The 22,331-nt window shown below is 42.1% G+C and carries 27 protein-coding genes and 1 other annotated feature; of the genes, 2 read left to right on the top strand and 25 right to left on the bottom strand.

What is annotated here, in order from left to right; all coding sequences use genetic code 11:
- Positions 1–9: 9 nt before the first annotated feature.
- The 19 genes from ACFOZY_RS05590 to ACFOZY_RS05500 form a co-directional block, all read right to left on the bottom strand.
- Entirely contained in the window at positions 10–462 is a 453-nt protein-coding gene (locus ACFOZY_RS05590) for an ACT domain-containing protein (protein WP_378153162.1), read from the bottom strand.
- A gap of 18 nt (positions 463–480) precedes the next feature.
- Positions 481–1,770 carry a GTPase ObgE gene (gene obgE, locus ACFOZY_RS05585; protein ID WP_378153160.1) on the bottom strand — a complete coding sequence of 430 codons (1,290 nt, stop codon included), beginning with the start codon at positions 1,768–1,770 and terminating at the stop codon, positions 481–483.
- A gap of 11 nt (positions 1,771–1,781) precedes the next feature.
- Positions 1,782–2,306: a Spo0B domain-containing protein gene (locus ACFOZY_RS05580; RefSeq protein WP_378153158.1), complete on the bottom strand. Its 525-nt coding sequence runs from the start codon at positions 2,304–2,306 to the stop codon at positions 1,782–1,784.
- A 93-nt stretch (positions 2,307–2,399) separates the two neighbouring features.
- Complete coding sequence (rpmA, locus tag ACFOZY_RS05575; protein ID WP_378153156.1) at positions 2,400–2,684, bottom strand: 50S ribosomal protein L27; 285 nt, start codon at positions 2,682–2,684, stop codon at positions 2,400–2,402.
- Positions 2,685–2,721: 37 nt separating this feature from the next.
- Positions 2,722–3,054: a ribosomal-processing cysteine protease Prp gene (locus tag ACFOZY_RS05570; protein WP_378153154.1), complete on the bottom strand. Its 333-nt coding sequence runs from the start codon at positions 3,052–3,054 to the stop codon at positions 2,722–2,724.
- A 10-nt stretch (positions 3,055–3,064) separates the two neighbouring features.
- Positions 3,065–3,373, bottom strand: coding sequence for a 50S ribosomal protein L21 (gene rplU / locus ACFOZY_RS05565; protein WP_378153152.1), 309 nt, complete (start codon positions 3,371–3,373; stop codon positions 3,065–3,067).
- Positions 3,374–3,386: 13 nt separating this feature from the next.
- Positions 3,387–3,461, bottom strand: a sequence feature (ribosomal protein L21 leader region).
- A 42-nt stretch (positions 3,462–3,503) separates the two neighbouring features.
- Positions 3,504–4,157: a M50 family metallopeptidase gene (locus ACFOZY_RS05560; protein WP_378153150.1), complete on the bottom strand. Its 654-nt coding sequence runs from the start codon at positions 4,155–4,157 to the stop codon at positions 3,504–3,506.
- Entirely contained in the window at positions 4,150–4,716 is a 567-nt protein-coding gene (locus ACFOZY_RS05555; RefSeq protein WP_378153148.1) for a hypothetical protein, read from the bottom strand. Before ACFOZY_RS05555 ends, ACFOZY_RS05560 begins: the two co-directional genes overlap by 8 nt.
- A gap of 240 nt (positions 4,717–4,956) precedes the next feature.
- Complete coding sequence (gene minD, locus ACFOZY_RS05550; RefSeq protein WP_378153146.1) at positions 4,957–5,757, bottom strand: septum site-determining protein MinD; 801 nt, start codon at positions 5,755–5,757, stop codon at positions 4,957–4,959.
- Positions 5,750–6,439, bottom strand: coding sequence for a septum site-determining protein MinC (gene minC, locus ACFOZY_RS05545; RefSeq protein ID WP_378153144.1), 690 nt, complete (start codon positions 6,437–6,439; stop codon positions 5,750–5,752). Before minC ends, minD begins: the two co-directional genes overlap by 8 nt.
- Before the next feature lie 19 nt (positions 6,440–6,458).
- Complete coding sequence (gene mreD, locus ACFOZY_RS05540; RefSeq protein ID WP_378153142.1) at positions 6,459–6,983, bottom strand: rod shape-determining protein MreD; 525 nt, start codon at positions 6,981–6,983, stop codon at positions 6,459–6,461.
- Entirely contained in the window at positions 6,980–7,882 is a 903-nt protein-coding gene (gene mreC / locus ACFOZY_RS05535) for a rod shape-determining protein MreC (protein ID WP_378153140.1), read from the bottom strand. The genes mreD and mreC overlap by 4 nt, the downstream gene beginning before the upstream one ends.
- Positions 7,883–7,895: 13 nt before the next feature.
- The gene (locus ACFOZY_RS05530; RefSeq protein ID WP_378153138.1) at positions 7,896–8,915 is read right to left on the bottom strand and encodes a rod shape-determining protein; all 1,020 of its coding nucleotides are present in this window, start codon (positions 8,913–8,915) and stop codon (positions 7,896–7,898) included.
- A gap of 96 nt (positions 8,916–9,011) precedes the next feature.
- On the bottom strand, positions 9,012–9,683 hold the full coding sequence (gene radC / locus ACFOZY_RS05525) for a RadC family protein (protein WP_378153136.1): 672 nt from the start codon (positions 9,681–9,683) through the stop codon (positions 9,012–9,014).
- Between the two features lie 16 nt (positions 9,684–9,699).
- Positions 9,700–10,311 carry a Maf family protein gene (locus ACFOZY_RS05520; RefSeq protein ID WP_378153134.1) on the bottom strand — a complete coding sequence of 204 codons (612 nt, stop codon included), beginning with the start codon at positions 10,309–10,311 and terminating at the stop codon, positions 9,700–9,702.
- A 94-nt stretch (positions 10,312–10,405) separates the two neighbouring features.
- A complete protein-coding gene (locus tag ACFOZY_RS05515; RefSeq protein WP_378153132.1) occupies positions 10,406–11,089 on the bottom strand; it encodes a hypothetical protein in 684 nt (227 codons plus the stop codon).
- Positions 11,090–11,171: 82 nt separating this feature from the next.
- Positions 11,172–11,927: a prepilin peptidase gene (locus ACFOZY_RS05510; protein ID WP_378153130.1), complete on the bottom strand. Its 756-nt coding sequence runs from the start codon at positions 11,925–11,927 to the stop codon at positions 11,172–11,174.
- Between the two features lie 58 nt (positions 11,928–11,985).
- Positions 11,986–13,701: a sensor domain-containing diguanylate cyclase gene (locus ACFOZY_RS05505; RefSeq protein ID WP_378153128.1), complete on the bottom strand. Its 1,716-nt coding sequence runs from the start codon at positions 13,699–13,701 to the stop codon at positions 11,986–11,988.
- A 70-nt stretch (positions 13,702–13,771) separates the two neighbouring features.
- The gene (locus ACFOZY_RS05500; protein WP_378153126.1) at positions 13,772–15,031 is read right to left on the bottom strand and encodes a bifunctional folylpolyglutamate synthase/dihydrofolate synthase; all 1,260 of its coding nucleotides are present in this window, start codon (positions 15,029–15,031) and stop codon (positions 13,772–13,774) included.
- Between the two features lie 71 nt (positions 15,032–15,102).
- On the opposite strand from ACFOZY_RS05500, the gene ACFOZY_RS05495 reads away from it, so the two are divergent.
- On the top strand, positions 15,103–15,978 hold the full coding sequence (locus tag ACFOZY_RS05495) for an ATP-grasp domain-containing protein (RefSeq protein ID WP_378153124.1): 876 nt from the start codon (positions 15,103–15,105) through the stop codon (positions 15,976–15,978).
- Positions 15,975–16,769, top strand: a complete 795-nt coding sequence (locus ACFOZY_RS05490) for an ATP-grasp domain-containing protein (protein ID WP_378153122.1) — start codon at positions 15,975–15,977, stop codon at positions 16,767–16,769. Before ACFOZY_RS05495 ends, ACFOZY_RS05490 begins: the two co-directional genes overlap by 4 nt.
- Before the next feature lie 12 nt (positions 16,770–16,781).
- On the opposite strand, the gene ACFOZY_RS05485 is transcribed toward ACFOZY_RS05490, so the two are convergent.
- The 6 genes from ACFOZY_RS05485 to ACFOZY_RS05460 form a co-directional block, all read right to left on the bottom strand.
- Positions 16,782–17,840: a LysM peptidoglycan-binding domain-containing protein gene (locus ACFOZY_RS05485; protein WP_378153120.1), complete on the bottom strand. Its 1,059-nt coding sequence runs from the start codon at positions 17,838–17,840 to the stop codon at positions 16,782–16,784.
- On the bottom strand, positions 17,837–18,430 hold the full coding sequence (locus tag ACFOZY_RS05480; protein WP_378153117.1) for a PilN domain-containing protein: 594 nt from the start codon (positions 18,428–18,430) through the stop codon (positions 17,837–17,839). The genes ACFOZY_RS05485 and ACFOZY_RS05480 overlap by 4 nt, the downstream gene beginning before the upstream one ends.
- 11 nt (positions 18,431–18,441) lie before the next feature.
- Positions 18,442–19,389 carry a type IV pilus biogenesis protein PilM gene (pilM, locus tag ACFOZY_RS05475; protein ID WP_378153115.1) on the bottom strand — a complete coding sequence of 316 codons (948 nt, stop codon included), beginning with the start codon at positions 19,387–19,389 and terminating at the stop codon, positions 18,442–18,444.
- Between the two features lie 87 nt (positions 19,390–19,476).
- Positions 19,477–19,923, bottom strand: a complete 447-nt coding sequence (locus ACFOZY_RS05470; protein ID WP_378153112.1) for a type II secretion system protein — start codon at positions 19,921–19,923, stop codon at positions 19,477–19,479.
- A gap of 154 nt (positions 19,924–20,077) precedes the next feature.
- Positions 20,078–21,286 carry a type II secretion system F family protein gene (locus tag ACFOZY_RS05465; RefSeq protein WP_378153110.1) on the bottom strand — a complete coding sequence of 403 codons (1,209 nt, stop codon included), beginning with the start codon at positions 21,284–21,286 and terminating at the stop codon, positions 20,078–20,080.
- A gap of 2 nt (positions 21,287–21,288) precedes the next feature.
- Complete coding sequence (locus ACFOZY_RS05460) at positions 21,289–22,326, bottom strand: type IV pilus twitching motility protein PilT (protein ID WP_378153108.1); 1,038 nt, start codon at positions 22,324–22,326, stop codon at positions 21,289–21,291.
- Positions 22,327–22,331 lie beyond the last annotated feature (5 nt).

The following is a 22,331-nucleotide window of genomic DNA, read 5'->3' as shown; positions in this document are numbered from 1 at the left end:
TTCCCCCTATCAAGCACCGGAGCTCGTCACTTCTGCAGATTCGACAAAGTCGAGACGATTCATCTGGTAGATGAACTCGTTCAACTCCATCGACATTGCAGTTGCATCAAGGGACAAGGTCACATTGGCCCGTCCTTGCACCGGAATCGTTTGATGTATGGTCAAAACGCTGCAGTGAGCTTCCGCTACTAAGTTCAGAATGCGGGCTAATGCGCCCTTTGTATCCTCTAACTGAAGGAATACGGTGATAATCCGTTCCCTGACAATCGTGTGAAACGGAAATACAGCGTCACGATATTTATAGAAAGCGCTGCGCGAAAGATCGACTTCCTTGACAGCATCCCAGATTGTGTTCGCTGCACCGCTCTGGAGGAGTTTTTTTGCTTCCAACGTTTTTTGCATGGCTTCCGTCAGGACATCTTCACGGACCAAGAAGTATCGCTGATCCGATATATCCTTCATCCGAATCCCTCCAATCCCTTACTCTATGAATTCAAATTCAAACTCTAACAAGCGGACTGTATCTCCATTTTTAGCACCACGTTCTCTCAAAGCCTCGTCAACGCCCATTCCGCGCATCTGCCGGGCAAAGCGGCGGATTGTCTCTTCACGGCTGAAATCCGTCATTTTAAATAGACGCTCAATCGAATATCCGCTCAAGACATACGCACCGTCATCGTCCCGGGTAATTTCAAAGTCTTCGCCTTGTGCTTCATGCCTATATAACACGGACTTATCAGATGCTTCCTCATCGATTTCGTGTAGCGTATATTCCGGTGTAACCTCTAACAGATCCGCTACTGCAAATAACAGTTCATTCAATCCTTGTCGGGCGACGGCTGAAATTGGATAGATTTTAATGTCCTCTGGAATTTTCTGTTTGAATTCCTTCAAATTCTCTTCCGAATCCGGCATATCCATCTTATTGGCCACAATCAATTGTGGCCGCTCAGTCAACCGAAGATTGTATTGTTTTAATTCCTCGTTGATCGTGACGTAATCCTCATAAGGATCTCTGCCCTCAAGACCGGACATATCAATAACGTGCACGATAACACGGGTGCGTTCGATGTGTCGAAGGAACTGGTGGCCGAGACCGACACCTGAATGAGCACCTTCAATTAAACCTGGCAGATCGGCCATTACAAAACTACGGCCATCTTCTGTCTCTACCATACCCAAGTTTGGAACAATCGTAGTGAAATGGTACTCAGCAATTTTGGGTTTTGCAGCCGAGACAACAGATAGCAGCGTCGATTTTCCAACACTTGGGAATCCAACCAAGCCCACATCCGCTAATACTTTCAGCTCTAAAATGACATTTCGTTCCTGCCCTGGCTCCCCTTTTTCAGCAAGTTCCGGTGCTGGGTTTTGCGGAGTTGCAAAACGGGAATTCCCTTTACCGCCTCTTCCGCCTCTTGCGATGACCGCTTTTTGGCCGTGTTCTACAAGGTCAGCAATGATATTGCCACTTTCTTCATCGATGACTACTGTTCCAGGTGGGACTTTAACTACAAGGTCCTGTGCACCTTTTCCGTGTTGGTTTTTACTCATTCCATGTTCTCCACGGTCCGCTTTGAAATGTCGTTTATATCGGAAATCCATTAATGTACGTAATCCTTCATCGACGATAAATACTACATCACCGCCTACACCGCCATCTCCGCCTGCTGGCCCGCCATTCGGGACATATTTTTCCCGACGGAATGCGACCATTCCATTACCGCCGTCTCCACCTTTTACATATACCTTTACGTGATCGACAAACATTGTCGTCCCTCCTATATCGCTGTAACAGTAAACTTCCATTCTTCAGATGAAAGCTGTTCTGCCCTTATCTGAAGCACGGACCGTTCTTCTGAAATCAATGCAAGATCCAAATTTTCCAATCTCCCTATCACTGTTATACCCATTGTAAAAACACCACTAACAGCCGTTATCGCTACATGGCACGCCAATTCGTCATAAGGGTTTAATCTGTTTTTCAACTCTCCTAAAAGCCTGTCCAATATTTTAGTGGCAGGAGAATCGATCCGTTCATCCACTTGCTCTCCCTTACAGCTGAATTCAAAATTTAAGCCTGGGTATTTCCAAGGTGCTGTTTGGATCCACTCATATAGTTTTGGTAAACCTAACTTATTCAATTCAGCTAATTCCAACATGCGGGATGCATATGCATCAATCACCGACTTAGCATCTTCGACCCGACCGAGTTCCAAATTCATCCGGATCAGCTGGAGCTGATTCATAAAATCATGGCGGGCAAAACGAAGTGCTTCAGTAATGGAGAATTGTTTTTCATTCATTTGGCACGCTCCGGACTTCAAATTATCATATCCTCTATTTTCACACAAAAGAAAAAGGACTGCAAATAGCAGTCCTTTTCCGAAAAAGCAATCTTATGCTTCTACAGGGTAAACGCTGACTTTTTTCTTGTCGCGTCCGTAACGTTCAAAGCGTACGATACCATCAACTTTAGCGAATAGAGTATCGTCACCGCCACGGCCTACGTTTTCACCTGGATAGATTTTTGTTCCGCGTTGGCGGTACAAAATTGATCCACCCGTAACCAATTGACCATCAGCACGTTTAGCGCCAAGGCGTTTAGATTCGGAGTCACGACCGTTCTTTGTAGAACCTACCCCTTTTTTGGATGCGAAATATTGAAGATCCAAACGTAGCATGTATTCCACCTCCTGATGATTTGGTAAATTTCGTTCGTCATTCGATGATTATGTCGATAAATTCGGAGTAATCCATTTCAATCGTCTGCAAAGAGACAATCATCGAGCGGACGATGAGCTGTATCTGCTCATCCTTCTTCACATCGTCAATCATAGGGAGCTCAACGTGTAAATACCCGTCGCCGCCACCTAAGTCGACTTGCGGAATGACACCAGTCAATGCCTCGATCGCGTTAACCGCCCCAAAAGAGACAGCCGATGCACCTGCACATACAAGATCTTTACCGGATTCGGCAAAATCAGCATGGCCCGTCATCTCGAAAGAAAGAATTCGCCCTGATTCTTCTGTTTTAACAGTCACATAGATCATTCGTAACCTCTTACGCGTTGATTTCTTCAATCAACAATTTCGTGTATGGTTGACGGTGACCTTGCTTACGACGATAGTTCTTTTTCGCTTTGTATTTGAATACGATGATTTTCTTCGCGCGTCCTTGTTTAAGAACTTTCGCTTTTACAGTTGCGCCTTCAACGAAAGGAACACCAACTTTAACATCGTCTCCACCTACGAGCAACACTTTATCGAAAGTGATTACGTCATCAGCTGCACCGTTCAATTTCTCGATGTAGATTTCTTGACCTTTTTCAACTTTGATTTGTTTACCGCCAGTTTCAATAATTGCGTACATAACTTGCACCTCCTCATAGACTCAGACTCGCCTTCGAAAGGTGATCCATCCGGATTCTTAAACCTTTTTAGCGCGGTTGTAGTAGCACGGGTGCTACAAACAATAACATATGAATATTACCATAACAGCATTACCGAGTCAACTGCTTGTTTACGAGACGATGGAATGCCAAACGATACTTTCGATATCTCCACTGTTGGTAGTTGTTGAATACGATGAAAAGCATAATTAAAAAGAAAGGAAGCATGTCCGGCAAATGGGGAATAAGAAATAGCATACCACCTACAGATAAAATCACGGAATACGTAAGCACCTTTTCATAAGTTTCTTGGAAGTTTTTATGAACTGATAAAATACTAACCAAGGCTTGTCCGCCATCTAAAGGAAGAATGGGAAGTAGATTAATCAGCAAAAGAACACATTGGATCGTAATTAACTTTGACTGCTCGGGTATTGGCAACATCATGCTAATGAACAAAAGAATCGATGTCGCAATGGGTCCTCCCATAGCGAGTGCCAACTGCTGGGATGAAGTATGTTTTTGCCGATTGACGATTTGCAGTTCTCCTCCATAAGGCATGATCGTACAAGATTTCACATTAAAACCACAAAACTTCGCAGCAAGCAAATGACCAAACTCGTGGAATAATAGTGAACCAAATATAAATGCGTAATAAGCAATATCCCCAGAAATCACGATCAAAAAAAGAAAAGGGATCATGATTGGGTGCAGCCTGAACTTGAATGTGCTGAAAAATGATCCCACGCGTCTGATATTATTCACCTGATTCCTGCAGCCAAGCGGCGATGCTTTCCGTATCTAACGACATGCCATCCTGTTCAACTTCAAGGAACATGGCACCTGTTTCCATTCGTGCAATTGCCTCACCCGCCACGACCCCTGTATATGGCAGTTTTTCAAAGGTTTTCACAAAGCCATACGTAACCGTTTCTCCACTTTTATAGAGAATGGTTACGGTCTTTCCTGTTAGACGGGTATGTCCTGTGAATATCACCAGTCCATCTTCTTTCGCCGTTATAGCCATCGGTTCCTCATAAGAGACCAATACCCCAGATTTGAATGGCTGCATTGAATAATATGCCGCTAACTGTGAGTCATGGGTTGCAGCTGCCACCGGGATGGTTTCAGTTTCTTCCACCTTCTCCGATTCTGGGAGATTCAATATACCGTATGTCCATTGCCGGAGGGCTATAAAGTCTTCTCCACTCCGTACAACTTTCGTCAATTGTGTATTCAAGATGCGCTGGTCTTCAAGAACAGCCATTCCAATAACGGAAATTGTTAATATTAATGCCACAAACCATTTCTGCCGCCAATTCATTCTATCACCCCGTTCGTACTTTCTGTATTCTATGAAAGTTTGGAAGAAAGAATGAATAGGGCTTGCCCATAATGGATGGAATTTATGAAAAATTAATAGGTGAGAGGATAAGAGATCAGTTGTAGCAATACCAATATGGCTCAAGGTTGCTTTGAACTTAATGCTCTGAAATAGTGGTAGGATCTGAAACCACTTTTTCCAATAGAAAAAGCTGATGCACAGATGCATCAGCCTGATCGATCAAGACTTTACAAATAATGATTTTATTTTAGAAAAGACACCTTTTCGGCCATAGTCCAATGACATGAGCGGTACAGATTCACCTAAAATCCTACGTGCAATGTTCCGGTATCCAAGCGCAGCTGGATTAGACGGATCCATCACAACAGGCTCTCCTTTGTTGGAAGAAGATATGACATGCTCATCATCTGCTACAATTCCTAAAAGATCAATCGACAAATGAGTAGTAATATCATTGATGTCCAACGCCTCGCCACTATCCATCATTGCCGGTCGGATTCGGTTGATGATCAATTTTGGCGGTTCAATATCTTCCTGTTCCAGCAAGCCGATGATCCGGTCTGCATCGCGAACAGCAGAAATTTCAGGTGTTGTAACGACGATCGCTTTGTCAGCGCCTGCTACAGCGTTTTTATATCCCTGTTCAATTCCTGCAGGGCAATCAATCAATATATAATCGTAGTCCCTTTTCAATTCGGTAACCAGTGTTTTCATCTGTTCGGGAGTAACGGCATGTTTGTCAGTCGTTTGAGCTGCTGGAAGAAGGAAAAGCTTGTCCTCGAAGCGTTTGTCTTTGACAAGCGCCTGATGGATTTTGCATCGTCCTTTAATGACGTCTACAAGGTCATAGATGATACGATTTTCAAGTCCCAGTACGACATCCAGGTTTCGCAGGCCGATATCCGTATCGATCAGGCACACTTTTTTGCCTTGCAGCGCTAAAGCTGTACCAAGGTTAGCGGAAGTTGTTGTCTTTCCTACTCCGCCTTTTCCAGATGTAATGACGATTGCTTCACCCAAGTTCGCTTCCTCCTTTAAATGACGAAAGTTCCGGCCTTATAAGCCTAAGCTCCTGAAGACGGTCAATAGCAATGAACCCATTACTATGCAAATATGCGCATTCCATCTCCGGCGTTTCCGATAACACCGTCAATTCGTCGGTCATCGTTTCTATTTGATCGGCGATCATCAGATGCGTTGCTTCTAAATATGAAGAAGCAATTACCGCATCACGATTTCCATTCGAACCTGCATGAGCGATGCCTTTTAATCGTCCGAGCACAAAAATGTTTCCTCCTGCGATCACTTTGCCGTTCGGATTCACGTCGCCGATCACGACAAGATCTCCCTTTGCCTGGACGACCTGGCCAGATCGAACAATTCCGACATAGGTCTCAGATTGCCTTTCGATGACCCTCCGGTTCGATTCTTCCATCGTAATAACATCACTTTGAACTTTGGAAACCCGCAAATGCGGAGATAAGTCAACACATCCGACTAGTTCTTTGAGCTGTTCTTCTGTACAATATCTTAGACCGAGTTGAAGCTGTACTTCGGCTTGACCATCAAAACCGTCATCCGAAACTTTGCGTTTCAGTTCTTCTAAGAGGTCTTCATATGCACATTGATCATCAAGTCTAAGAACGAGGCCATCTTTCGTCCCTTTTATTTGGACAAGCTGCTTTTTTGTCAATTGTGTCACCTCATGTTTTCCCCCTATATTAAATCGGCTGTTTTCCTGTATGAAGGAGACGTGTTCGTATCAAATTCCGGAATGCCCAGCCAAGCATGATCAAAAAGATCGAGTTGGCTACCATTGTTGGTACTAATCTCGTCGTCAAGAATATGGAAAACTCAATAGATTTCAAGGAAATAATCGAGAAGAACACATATAGGAGCAATTCGAGCAGAGCCACTAAAATGAGGGACAATGCGGTTGCCACGACAAGATTTTGATGAACGTATTTTACTGCACTCCCAGCCGCTAAGCAGATGAGTGGATAAATTACAGAGTATAATCCAATAATATCAATGTAATAGATATCATACAAGAGTCCAAAAACTAATCCGTAAATTATTGCCTTCTTCCGATTATAGTAAATCGAGACGAAAATAAGATACATGATCATAAATCGAGGGACCATAAAATAGAGGGTATCATTGATTTCTATCGGTGAAAACGAGCCGAATACGGGCTCCAAGTAAAATAGGACAACGGCAATTAGAGGGATGAAGAACCTGATCATGATTCTTCATCTCCCTCGTCACCGATTTCTTTATTCGTATCGTTACCATCAGACCCATCTACGTTTTGCATTGTTCTGCTTGCGATGACAACATGATCGAGCAGGGAGAAATCTGCAGATGGTTTCACATAAGCAAGCTTCGTCAAACCATAATCATCCGTTGATACTTCTGTAATTTCTCCAATCGGAATGCCTTTCGGAAAAATCCCCCCAAGGCCAGAAGAAATAACTAAATCCCCTACTTTAATATCAAAGTCCGAGTCTATTCTTTTTAGAACTAATTCTTTCCGTTCTTCATCATATCCTTCAATTAAACCGAAAATCTCCTGTTCTCCTACTACTTGAGCAGAAACACGATAATTTGGATTTTGTGTCGTCAGCATCTCGACCGTTGCAGTAAATGGAGTCGTCAATTCAACTTTTCCGACAAGGCCTTGGGCAGTCATGACAGCCATATTTTCTTTGACTCCATGAACTTCCCCTTTATCTAAAATTATTTTTTCTTCCCATTGATCGGGATTACGCGCGATGACGGTCGCTTGGATCGGATCGTAATCACGAAGATCTTCCGTCTTATCGATCAGTTCTCTCAGCCTCTCATTTTCCGAAGCCATATCATTCGCTTCAGCCTGTACCTTCGCGAATTCTTCAAGACGGGATTTGAGGCGTTTGTTTTCTTCATAAGTATTCAGCAAGGAATCGACATTCTCAAACACACCCGTTATGTATTGTGCCGGCTTAGAGAAAAAAGATTGACCAAATCCGACAACATCTTTCACGATTTGTTCAGGAAGGGACGCGTGGTCCCGGTCCCTTAGAGAAAAACTAATCAATGCCACAAGAAAGATCACACCGACAAGCAGAAGAATCAAACGCTTATTCGAAAAAAAATGTGGCATTGCCTAACACTCCTTATGCTTTTGGCTGCTGTTTTCTAAGAACATCGAAGTGTTCAAGCGCCTTACCAGTCCCGATTGCTACACAATCAAGCGGATTTTCGGCGATAAAAACAGGCATATTCGTTTGCTCGCTGATCACTTTATCCAAGTTTTTCAGCAAAGCGCCTCCACCAGTCAGGACAATTCCCCGTTCCATAACATCGGCAGAAAGTTCAGGAGGTGTTGTTTCCAACGTTTTCTTTACACCGTCAATAATCGCATAGACGGATTCACGTAAAGCATCAGCAATTTCACCAGATGAAATCTCAATCGTTTTCGGAAGACCCGTCACTAAATCACGTCCACGGATTTCCATCGATTCGTCGTTGCCGATCACTTTAGCCGAACCTACTTCAATCTTGATCGCTTCAGCTGTACGCTCACCAATCGTCAAATTGTAAGTCTTGCGAATATAACTGATGATGGCATTATCCATTGCATCACCGCCGACACGGATAGACTCACTCGTTACAATTCCGCCAAGCGAGATGACAGCAACTTCCGTCGTTCCTCCACCGATATCGACGACCATGCTTCCGGTAGGTTCCCAAACAGGCAAGTTTGCTCCAATAGCAGCAGCGAATGGTTCTTCGATCGTATAAGCATCTTTAGCTCCAGCCTGACGTGATGCATCAATAACAGCACGTTGCTCCACGGAAGTAATGCCGAATGGCACACAAATCATGACGCTTGGCTTTTTCCATGTACCACCAGAAGCTTTCATCGCTTCCTTCAAGTAATACTCAATCATGGCTTTAGTAATTTCAAAGTCGGCAATAACGCCATCTTTCATAGGACGAATGGCTACAATCGATCCAGGGGTACGACCAATCATGTTTTTTGCGTCATTCCCGACAGCAACGATTTCACCTGTCTTCGTATTTTTAGCAACTACGGAAGGTTCTCTAAGAACTATTCCTTTTCCTTTAACAAAAACTAATGTATTTGCGGTACCTAAGTCGATTCCGACATCTTTCGCTCCAAATCCAAACACGTAATTTCTTCCTTTCTATATGACGACTTTGAGAATGAATATGCGGTCATAAATCACATGAATCATTATAACGGATTGGAGCGAAAAGTAACAGTCTCACATATAACCTAACTCTTTTAAGCTTACAAATTGGTGGTCCCCGATGATGACATGGTCCAACATTTCGATTCCCATGATTTTACCGGCTTCCGTCAATCTTTGAGTTACTTCGATATCCTCCGGTGAAGGATTCGGGTTTCCGGATGGATGGTTATGTGCGCAAATGATAGATGCAGCTGACCTTTTAACCGCTTCCCTGAAAATTTCACGCGGGTGGACGATGCTGGCATTCAGTGAACCGATGAAGATGGTTTGTTGGTGTATTACTTGATTTTTCACATTTAAAAAGAGGACGACAAAATTTTCTTGTTTGAGCGAGGACATATCCGCCATCAGTAAGGATGCAGCATCCTGCGGGGAGCGGATTGCATAACGCTTGTCTGGATGCTTTTGTGATAAACGCCTGCCGAGTTCCACAGCCGCCAGCAGCTGTACCGCCTTGGCCTGTCCAATCCCTTTTACGGACATCATTTCCTCAATCGTTGCGTTTTTCAGCTCTTGAATCTGGTCAAAAAACGAAAGCACACGATTCGCTAAATGAAGGACAGATTCCTCTTTCGTGCCAGTCCTAAGTAAAATAGCAATTAGCTCCTGATTTGAAAGGCTGCTTGCGCCTTGACGGACTAGGCGCTCACGTGGCCTATCCGCAATATGTACGTCTCGGATCATTAAGGAAGGCTGAATTTCAAGCTGGATCTTCCCCGCCCCCCTTCGTGATTTGAATAAGCCCTTTATCATATAAATACGTGAAAACTGAAGCTAAAGGAAGACCGACCACCGTGTTATAATCTCCTTCAATGGATTCGACAAATAGACCACCAAGTGTTTGAATGCCGTATCCCCCCGCCTTATCAAATGGATCACCAGATTCGATATAAGCATCCATTAGTTGTTCCGGTATTTCTTTAAATGTCACATATGTTGTCGACACAATCGTTTCAGTTAGTTGGCTACTCTTGAAAGCAACCCCTGTATGCACCTGATGGGTTTGTCCTGATAATCTCTTTAAATAATCCTTCGCCTGCTCTGCATTTTTAGGTTTATGCAAAATTTGACCTTCAAAGGTGACAATTGTATCTGCACCAATGATCAAGGAATCCACATTCCTACTATAAACATCCTCAGCTTTTTCGAGTGCCAGTCTCTGAACAAACTCGGTAGGCTGCATCTCACTGACTGTAGTTTCGGGCACTTCCGATTTGTCTGTATTGAATGGGACTCCTAATTGTGAAAGCAATTCAAATCTTCTTGGGGAAGAAGATGCAAGGACCAGTTTGTTATTCAATCTAAATTTCATATAGTTCCCCTCCTCGATTTCAATATAGCTTAGAAGGGGACTTTTTAAAATTGTCTCTTTTTCGCAAAAATTGATTTTGTGGCTAAAATGCCCTTTAAAACTCAATTTTGAGGCATTCGTTTTTCAGCATATAGTGTGCTAGCAACTGTGCCCTTACGATTTTCATATCCTTTGAAAACGCCGTCACAGCAGCAATATTCTCTCTCCACTGCGCTGGCAAATCATCACCATCTACACTATCATCAAAATTTAATTTTTGGAGTTCTGTTTCCTTCAACAATTCCGGCACCCTTATGTCACCTTTCATACAACCAGCCCCACTTAACCTGAAGCTTTTGACAAAGGTATCTCCTGTTTTATCCTCTTTCCTCACTTCATCCTCTGTCACTCCGATTTCCGACCAAATGAAATACTGATCCGCAACCGGAATTATTGCAGCTTTCTGGAGAGCAGGATCGGTCGATATGAATTCCTTAGCGGATGCGTCTGAAGTAAATACGCCGTGCTGCAATGCGTAAAATTGAATAGCTGGTTGTCCTGGATTGTCCGATCCTTCTGACTCACCATTATTTGCTGGTTTTTCTTCATTTCCGGGCTCCGCATTCGTTACAGGACCACTTACAGTAACTTCAGTACCCGGTTCATCACTCTTCACTTCCATCCGGTTACTGACGTTTAACAGAAATCCGAATATGAGAACACCGGCTACTCCCATGAGAACACCGTGAAGCATTGCCATCGTCACTGCACTTTTCGAGTACTTTTTTCGCAATTTCATTCCTTCACCCCGTTTCCACCGTATCATTCTGAAAATGAAAAAGGACAAGACCTGTGTCGTCTTGTCCTAAAAATTTTCCGACTTAATTCAGCAATTGTGCGTACCAAGCGACAATCTCTTGCCCGTAGAAATATATGATGATCGCCGATGCCGCTATGGATGGACCAAATGGAACCGGCGTCTTTTTACCTTTACCGGTTTTCTTTAAGACGATGATTCCGGCAATCGCACCAATTACAGCTGCAAAAAACAACGTGAGTAATGATTGGATAAATCCAAGTACAATACCGATGACGAAAAATAGCTTGATATCCCCTCCACCCATACCACCGTTCGACAAAACCGCAATTGCCAATAGGAGGAGAAAGCTAAATACTGCACCGGTTATACTATCCCACCAAGGATCAAGCGGTGAAAGAAAACGCCCAGCAGCCAATAGGATAGCAAAAGGGAAGAGTATCTTGTTAGGTATGAGCATATACGCGAAATCAGAAACCGTAATGATCACTAATAAGGAAATAAAAAGAATTCCCACAATCAGCTCATATGTGAACCCTAACTGGTAATAAGCGAAAGCAAATAGAACTCCTGTCAACAGTTCCATGATCGGATATATTGGGGATATCCGATTTCCACATCGTCGGCACTTCCCCTTAAGGAATAAATACGAGAAAACAGGAACTAAGTCCAATGCTGTGAGCCTTCGATTACAGTTCGTACAATGGGAGGGCGGATGTACGATGGATTCTCCAATGGGCACCCGTAATCCGACTACATTAAAGAATGAACCAAATAATAAGCCGTATATGAAAAATAAAATTATGTAGACAATTTCCATACTCCACCCCACACTTCCAAACAGAACAGTTCCACAGGTGATGAACCTGTGGAACTCATTATTTTACATATTCCGCGACCCGGTTTCGCCCTTCTCGCTTCGCTCCGATATAGAGTGCACGGTCCGCATTTCGGATCAATGCCATCGCTTCATCACTATCTTCAGGAGCAGTCGAGACACCAATGCTCAAAGTGATTTGGACATCTTGAGTTTCCCGCTCATTACTCAAGTCGGATTGAATCCTGAATGGGTGATTTTCAACGATCTGGCGAATTGTTTCAGCCAGTTTCAATGCTTCACCTTTCGAGTAGTCTGGAAGTAGAACGACAAATTCCTCACCGCCATACCGGGCAAGCGTACCAAGATTCCCGACTTCTTGTTCTAACAACCTTGCCAAGCCGACAAGAATGTCATTTCCACTCTGATGTCCATACGTATCATTTACCATCTTGAACCTGTCAATATCCATCATAATTAATGAAAGCTGACGTAATTGACCGTCCATTAAACGAGACATCTCTTGTTCAATCTTATCGTCAAGATAACGGTAATTATATAGTTTTGTTAAACCGCAGCGTTCACTTTTTGAAATTGCATCTTGTACATATTTCGCCTTTTCAAGTGAAACAGCAAAATAGGAACAGAGCAAGTCAATAATCTTCAACTGGTATTCTTCAAAAGCAAATCGTTTTTCAGAGGCAATCAACAATACCCCTTCAATTTCCTGGTTCCTTGAAATAGGAGCGGCGATTATACTTTGGACGTTTTCAGGAATATAGCCTGAAACAATGCCTTCCCACTCTTCTTTTCTTTTAAAGATGACAGGTTTGTTTTCCTTCCAGACAAGACCGCCAATCCCTTCGCCCATGGCCAGTGGTGGTACATCTAATGTGAGGAGTTCCCCTTTTTCATAACTTCGGATAAGGACAAGTTTGTTTGAATCTTTCCTAATATCCAATATATAAGCGTAATCATTATTAAGCATTTCGACGACTCTGGTCAAAAATAGCCTGAACACTTCTTCTGAAGTAAGACGGTCTGCTAATTGATGACCAATCTTACTGGCCGTCCGCAAGTTTGCATTGATCCGCTCGGTATTGTTGTACTTCTGAAGAAGGTATGCAACTACAACGAATGGAACACCCATAATAAGCAAAGAAATGACACCGACATAAGCTTCCAGCAAATATAAAGTGATGCTGAATGGGAAGATGAAGACGACTGCTAAATAATCCCAAACCGTTTCAACAGAAAGCATGGATACTTTATGCCCAAGTGATCTTAAATAGAAATTCAAAATCACTTGGTTAAAAATTGTAGATGTCAATTGATAGATAAACCCGAAGAATAAAAGATTATAAAGATCTAAACTGCCGAATTGTCCCCCCAAAATGATAAATACATAACCAGAGGCAATAGATAGTATAAAAAACATTAATGAATTAAAGAAATAGCGGTTAATCAGAGGTGTGCTGCTGCTGTTTCTACTTCTGAATAAGAGTGGAAGAATGATTAATTGACTTATGAGAAGTTCAGCTGACAACCCGTATTTCAGGAAGACTGCTACACCTACCCACTGTTCAAGTGAAAGATAACTACCATTTAAGTTTAAAGGGAAATAGACAGTGACCAACGCTAAACCTAGGAATGCGATCATTGTTAGCCAGTCCGGATTTACCGGAGGATAATTGATTAAGACGTACGTCATTCCGGCAGGAACGATCAAAAGCCACAATACAAAGACCGTCAAATGGTTCTTTTTAAGCGCATCCATCGAATCACCCATTTCCCTTTGAATTTTATATCAATAGATAAAATGCTATCAAACTACTGGGCATTTGTCATCAAGAATTCTGATTGTTTACAAGATTCCCGTGAATTATTTCCCTAAGTTCTGTTAACAAATACAATGAACCTGTGATAATTGTAACACCTTCTTCAGAAGAAAGTAAGTCTAAAGTCACTTTATTTTTATTTTTCACACTTTTTCTACTAAACTCACATTTTTGAAGTAACTCTTCTGGACTTGCAGCCCGTGCATGGCTGAAGTCTACAAATGTGAAAGAAGCCGCTACACCAGTTAATTCAAGGAGGAAGCCTTCAATGTCTTTGTCTTTTAGCATACCTACAACAAAATGAATGGGAGTTTCACCGAACTTATCAACCACTAATTTTGTTAGTGCTTTTGCACTATCTACGTTGTGCGCACCGTCCATATACACACAATCTGTTATTCTTTCGAATCTACCAGGATTGACTGCCGTTTTAACACCTTGAAGGGTTTTGTTAATAGAGAATTCTTTGTCTAATACTAAAATAGCGGTAGTAATTGCGAGTGCCATATTGGAGGCTTGGTGGCTTCCGAGAAGTGTTCGTTGAAGATTTCCTATACTTTTGTTGTCGAAATGAAAGGACTCGCTACCTTTCGATCTCGAAATACTGAATTCTTCTTCGAATCGCATTACATCTGATTTCAATTCAGCAGCAATTTCTTCAATAACTTTTGCAGCTTCGCTTGGAAGTTTGCCTGTGATTACCGGAACTCCAACTTTTATGATCCCGCCTTTATGCCATGCAATATCCTTGATTGTTTCACCTAAAAAATTCGTATGCTCAAGCCCAATGCTTGTAATAATAGACACAAGAGGTGTTATGACATTTGTACTGTCGTAACGTCCTCCCATTCCAGCCTCCAGTAATACGATATCCGGCTGAAATTCTTCAAACGCTAAGAAAGCTGCAGCTGTCAACAGTTCAAACTCCGTCAACATGCCACTAATACCTGCATCTTTCATCCTCTTGAATACCTCGTCCATCTCTTCTGATGTAATGTTCCGTCCATCCAATTTAATTTGGTCATGGACATCCACAACCCATGGGGAAGTAAAAGATGCCGTTTTTAAACCATGTTCTGACAGAATCGAATGAAGAAACGCAGCTGTCGAACCCTTTCCATTCGTCCCGGCAATATGGATCACCCTCAACTGTTTTTGCGGATTTCCCAATCGTTCCAATGCAGAAAGAATTGAATCCAGTCCAGGTTTAATAATCGGATCGCTTTCTATTCCCCATCGTTTTTGATAATCATCTAATTTAGGAATCAACTAAACCTCTCCGTTCTATTTCGTGCTACACTCAATATGAAAAATATTATAGCACGAGCGAGGGAATCACAATGACAACCTGTTGGGTCATATATAATGGGAGCCTCACGTCGGACAAGTTTTCTGACCAGGCGGAACTGATTGCAGAAGCTGCACAGAATGCTGACATTGAGGCGACAATCTATAAAAATAATGAGATATTGATGGACTTGAAGCGAAAACTGGTTAACCCACCTTCGTTTGTCGTATTTTTGGACAAGGATATTCTACTTGCTCACTACTTAAAGAACGCAGGAATCCCTATCTTCAATGACCCTGAAGTCATCGAAACGTGTGATAACAAGGCGAAGCAGTATTTGAAATTGGCATCCGCGGGTCTTCCTATGCCGAAAACGATCATCGCCCCGAAGGTCTATCCAAACTTCTCTATACAGTCTTCCGGATATTATGAACGGGTGCTTCAGGATTTAGGATTGCCGATGATCATTAAGGAAGGTCATGGCTCATTCGGGATGAAAGTGTATTTAATAGAAACTGAGGAAGCATTTTACGAGAAGACCGATGAACTGCGCGGTGTAGACTATGTATTCCAAGAATTTATCGCCTCAAGCCGTGGTCGTGATCTCCGCGTCAACATTGTCGGAAACGATATTGTAGCAGCGATGTATCGTCATTCTGATACCGATTTCCGGGCCAATATCACGAACGGTGGAAAGGCATCCGTTGTCGAATTGACTCCTGTCCAACGGGAAATTGCGATGAAAGCTGCGAAAGCTGTGAACGCAGAATTTGCTGGCGTCGATCTGTTGTTTGGTGAAAATGAAGAACCGATTGTTTGTGAAGTGAATGCCGCTGCACATATCCGGAACATTTATAATGTAACAGGCATTAATGTAGCGGATGCCATGATTTCCTATGTCTTAAGGAAGCTGGAGTTAACGCGATGAAGGGTTATTTATTTTATGAATTGGCCGATGCTGAACGCAATAGTGGTTTTATAGAAGCTTTGAAGAGTTCTGCAGAAGGACTTGGGATTCAACTGCATTTAGTTCACCATGAAGGACAAATTTTGAACACTGACGATTTTATTCTTTACCGTAGCCGGAATCATAAGCTTGCGAAAAAGTTGGAAGCGATGGGCCACCGACTCATTAACCGAGCGGAAGTGAACGTAATTGCCAACGACAAGCTGAAAACAGTGCAGATGGTGCAGTTATTAGGAATCCAGACCGTACCTACCACTCGATTGAAAGAAATTGATGAACTCCGTCACTTCCCGATTGTTTTAAAAACGGTAGACGGACATGGTGGACAAGAAGTTGAGCTATGTCACAATAGGTCGGAAGCTGAAGAATTTATTAATGTAATGGAAGGAAAAATAATCATTGCCCAACCCTATATTGAAACCGAAAGCACTGACGTCCGTGTTTTTGTAATCGGAGATGAGGTTGTGGGGGCAGTGAAACGAACAGGTGTTGAAAGCTTCAAGTCGAATTTCACATTAGGCGGAAACGTGGAAAGATTTGAACTGTCGGGAACACAAGAAGAAGAGGCATTAAAAATTGCACGAGCACTGAAGAGTGATTATATTGGAATCGACTTTCTACTACTTCCCGATGGAACCTGGATGTTGAATGAAATCGAGGATCCCGTCGGTGCCCGCTCCTTCTATGAAACACATGATACAAACATTGCAGAACTTCTCATGGAGCATATAAAAAAAGTGGTGTCCGGTTAGGGCACCACTTTTCTATGGAATAATCAATGTTTCACCGATGATAACGATATCGGATTTCTTATGATTAGCTTCCTTAATAAGGGATTCCCCTTCCCGGCTGCCATAAAATCTCATGGAAATGGAGAAAAGTGTATCGCCTCTTTGGACGGTGTATTGCCTGCTTTGTTCCGTTTCTTCCGGCTTCTCATCAGCAACCTCGTCTTCAGGAGTGACAACATCCTCTGAATCACTTGAGTCTTCTTTCCTCGACTGCTCGATCAGATCAAGGAAGTCTTGCAGCGTGGTTTCAGACAATGGATCATCTTCCACCCAACCACCCATGGAGTCTTCCTCCTCTTCCTTCACATCATGAAGAGGGTTTTCCTTTCCTGCTGGCTCCGGTAAGACAATACCTGAGCTATCAGCAACCGTTTGAATTATAGGAGCGTAATAGGAAACCAATTGCACCGTATAATCTAATTCATCCTCATTTGGACCTGGTCGGACTTCGGTCTCCTCAAAGCCAGTAAAAGAGAACGATTCTACGACATAAATCCGCGGTAACTGACGGACATTTTCTAAGAATGTCGTCATCGATTCATAATCTTTGGAACGTACTGAAATCGCGATTTGAATTTGGTTTAAGCCCTGTGGAAGAGTGATACTGCCTGCCTCGTATGTCGCTCTCTCTTCCGGAGTCATTTCCTCTATGTATTCTTCGGCCGTTTCGATATCTTCCACATTTGTTTCAGTTTCAGCTTCAGCTTCTACGGCATTCTCATTAAATCCGATACTCAGTATGACACTTTCTGCTCCTAAAGCCGCCTTTTCCAAATCCAGTATAATCTGTTCTTCCAGTGATTCGACCGGTACTCTTTCAACTAAAGCAGGTAGATCTTCATTAAGATTATCCGGAACTTCTTCTTGTGGTGTATTGTTCTGATTTTGAATAGAAATCAACTGTTGTTGTAACGTGCTGATCCGTTCATCCATTTTCATGACTGAGAAATAGTAGAAGGTGGCACCCAGTAAAGCTAAGATCAGTAAGCTAAAGAAAAGTGTTAGGATGTGCTTCTTCTGGAATCGAATCATGATGCATCCTCCCATTTCAAAGTAGCAGCCTTAACCTCATCTACATTAATGATGATTTCAAAATCTGCGACGGACCTTGGCTGGAAATAGGATTCTTCGTCCGGTGCGGTCTCATCGGAAGTGGACATCGTACCGATTGAACTCAGTTTCACATCCGTAATATAGGATGAGTCTTTTAACATCTTCAAATAGTAAGCCGCATCCACATTATCATCAAACTGCATACTGAACGTAGCAGTGGAGGACGAAGAATAACTAAAAGATAGTAAGAATCCCCTCTCCGGCATCATCGAAGACAAATGATCCAAAAGAAAAACAGTAGGAACCGGCTGATGCTTGGCCCAATCCACTATGGCAGCCATCTGTTCCTCAGCACTTTTAGTGACTTCAGCAGATTCAATTGTTGCTTGCTGAAGCTGTAGTTCCTGTTCAATCGATGATTCGATTTGGTTTTCTTCTGACTTTCTCTCACTAAATTGAGAGAATAGAAAAACCGCAATACTTAAAGAGATGACAAATAGAATCCCTGCAATGAACAGCCATTCGACATATGTTTTCTTCTTTTGGAGTAAGTTAATATCTACGTACAATCGCAGTCACCCTATTTCCATGAAAGTCCAATAAGTTCAGTAAAAGAAGGAGGAATTTCCAAGCCATCCTTCGTCAATAGGATTTCTTCATTTGAATGAAAAACCTGTAATTGCTCACTATTATACGTCTCTGTTAATTTCTCAATCAATGGGTGATCACCAGAAATACAGAATGTATCAATTTCTTTGGAACCACCTTGCAAATTGTATTGATAGAACGTACGCAACCGATCGATTTCGTTTTGAATAACAGAGAAATGCTCGTCCATCTCCAATGATTCATCAGGAGCAGTCCAATATTGAAAGCCGGACCTTGTTTCATAAGACGATAAGTTTGGTATTTGAGGCAACGTCAATGAACGAACATACAACGGCTGATGATCATGAAACATACTGATTTGAATATGATCCAACTCAAGTTGCAGCAATAGGACATGAGACGATTCAGAGATCGAGAAATGCTCACCAAAGAATCGATATAAAGATAGGAAAGGCAAATCGATGACAACTGGATGTAACTTAGACTCTTTTAATATGCTTTCTAATCGTTGGACATCCGATTCTGGGACTGCTAAAGCTGTCACCTCTTGTCGTCCTTCAAGAAGACGGTCACCCACTACCTCAATAATGGGATTCTCGAATGGCAATTGGAAGCTCTCCCCTAACTCCATATACAAATGACCTTTCCACTCTTCTCGTGGAATCTGAATCGGTATTGTCGTAGAACGGAGAAGTAAGTCCTGATTGGAATAAGAGAAGAACGCTGGTAATCCCTTCAACTTATACTTCTTCACGATGTCTCTTAATTGTTCAATTAAAAGCAGATCATCCGTTTCATCTTCAATGAATTCCTGAATGATTTTTGTATACCGGTTCTTCCGCCCTCCAACCAACACACGTATGTATTTTTCTGTAAATGTAACGAAAACAGCAGGATGATTTTTCCAATACGTATACAAGATGCATTCCTGCCTTTCTTATAATCTATCATCATTATAACTATAATAGCCCTTTGCTGGCAGGCAAAGGGCCATTACAAATATACTTTATTTATCTTTAACAATATTCCTACCTTTATCATTAATCTCATCTTGAGTTGCTGGTTTGGCATCAGTACCAATTCTTCTATCCGATCCAGTTAAGAAAATAGAGATTTTGCCATTATCGTTACTTTTTACAAAACTCTCAACTGCATATGAAGATGTGTCGGAATCAGGATCCTTAGGTACAGCTGCGAGAACTCCTGCATTTACTAAATCAGCTAAAGTATACTTTTCCCCTTTTTCTAAGGCATTGGTAGTTACTCCTAACTGGGTAGCATTAATGATTAATAAAGCATTAGAAACATGTGCATCTTTTTTACTATTATCAATAATATTGCCTATAGACGGAACCGCAATCGCAGCCACAATCCCCAAAATTACAACAACAGCCAATAATTCAACCAATGTCATACCCGCTTGATTCTTTAAACGCTTAAACCATTTCTTCACGCTACATTCCCCATTCCTGTTGATAATATTCTACAAAAATTAACATTCTTACGACAAAAGTATCAGAAATATCACAAAACCTCTTAATCTATTAAAAATATATCATACAAAGGTAACGAACTACAACTAATATAAAGGGCTAAAAGTATGTCTTTTATTGTATTTCTGTAAAGATGGAGAACATCGGAATCATGATGGATACTACGACACCACCGACTACTACTGCAATAATCAATATCAAGATTGGCTCTAATAAGGATTTCATCCGCTCAGCCGATTGGTCGACTTCCCGTTCATAGAAGTCGGCAACTTTCGACAACATGAAGTCGAGCGTACCGGATTTCTCCCCTAATACCATCATTTGTGATACGAAAGGCGGAATTGCCCAGTGTCCGATCATCGGCTTTGCAAGTGAGTCACCTTGCTGAATGCTGTTTGAGGCTTTGACTAATAGGTCCTCAATAACGGCATTGCCCACTACTTTCCCAACAATGCTCAATGATGTTGTCATCGGTACACTAGCAGAGTACAGACTGCTTAACGTTCTCGTCGTTCTCGCTAAGATCGCTTTTGTTAAGATGGGACCAAACACTGGAACATTTAAATAGACTGAATGAAGATAATAACGGTACGGATCTCTCCCAGAAATAACTTTGAATAGTAGGAATAAGATACCACATATTACCAGTAAAATCCACCAGTATTTTTGAATGAATTCACCCAAATTCAACATCCACAACGTGATGAACGGGACGTCCGCTCCTAATTGCGTAAACATGCTTGCAAAACGCGGTAAAATAAATCCGATCATGAACAAACTTACAGCAATAGCTACAAAAGCCAAAACCATTGGATAGAGCATCGCAGATTTTACTTTCTGTCTCGTTTCATGCTGCTTCTCAAAGTAGTTCGCCATATTATCTAAAATATCATCGAACTGTCCGCCTGCTTCCCCCGCTTTCAACATATTTGTGAACAGTAAGGGAAACACATGAGGATGCTGTTCTGCGGCTACCGAGAAAGGATGTCCTGCTTTGAGATCCTCTTCGATTTCAACAAGAACTGACTTTAAACGCTTTTGGGAAGTTTGCTGCTTTAATATAGAAGTAGCATCCAAAATCGTAATTCCCGCTTTGATCAGCGTTGAAAACTGACGGATATAGATGACCAAGTCTTTATAAGGAATAGACCGTCTTCCAATATCAAGATCCTTGTAAAGAATTCCTGATTTCTCCTTAATTTCCCTAACAGCGATCCCTTTACTTCTCAGCTTATGAGTAGCATCGGTCTTTGATGGTGCACGCTGAACTCCTGTAACGAGTTCTCCTCTCCGATTTCTGCCTGAATATGTGTAGTACCCCATATTTAAAACCTCTCTGAAAGATAAGGGGATAAGGCTTCATTGGACACCAAGCCAGACGACAGCAAACGCTCCAGTTCCATTTCCATCGTTTGCATACCCATGGATCGGGAAGATTGAATGACTGAATGAATTTGATGGATCTTTTCACTTCTGATCAGATTTCGTACAGCTGGAACATTGAGCAGGATTTCATAAGCCCCCACACGTCCGCTCCCATCCTTTTTAGGAAAGAGTCTTTGTGAAATAACAGCCTGTAAAACTGAAGCAAGCTGGATTCGTACTTGTGTTTGCTGGCTTGGCGGAAATACGTCAATAATTCGGTCAATCGTCATCACCGCATTTGGTGTATGTAAGGTAGCAAACACTAAATGCCCAGTTTCTGCCGCTGTAATGGCAGTAGAGATAGTCTCCAAGTCTCGCATTTCTCCTACCAAAATGACATCTGGATCTTGACGGAGTGATGCTCGTAGACCTGAAGCAAATGATTTCGTATCAAACCCGATTTCCCTTTGGTTAATAATGCATGTTCCATGTGAATGCAAATATTCAATTGGATCTTCAAGCGTGATAATATGTTTTTTCATAACTTTATTCATTTCAGAGATCATAGATGCTAATGTCGTGGACTTACCGGAACCGGTTGGTCCTGTTACCAGGACAAGTCCTTGAGGTTTTCGATAAATATCACGTAAAATACCAGGTAGACTCAGTTGGTCAAATGTTGGAATTTCCGTTGGAATAACACGAAACGCCATACTAATCGTACCCCTTTGATGGTAGGCGTTCACACGAAATCTTGAAACTCCAGGCACTCCATAAGAAAAATCCAATTCACCAAGGTCCATGAATTTATCCCACATTTCCCCAGGCATTAATGAACGTGCCATGGACTCCGTATCAGCAGGTTTTAAAGTCTCTTGGCCAAATTGTTTGAGATCACCATTCAAACGCATGATTGGGGGCTTACCAACTGTTAAATGGAGATCTGACGTTTTCAACTCAAAGGAAGCCCTTAATAATTGATCTAACTTATCGTTCAACAGTT

The sequence above is a fragment of the Chungangia koreensis genome (assembly GCF_042651785.1).
Classification (GTDB): Bacteria; Bacillota; Bacilli; order Bacillales_A; family Planococcaceae; genus Chungangia; species Chungangia koreensis.
This window is presented reverse-complemented; position numbering and strand designations above follow the sequence as displayed.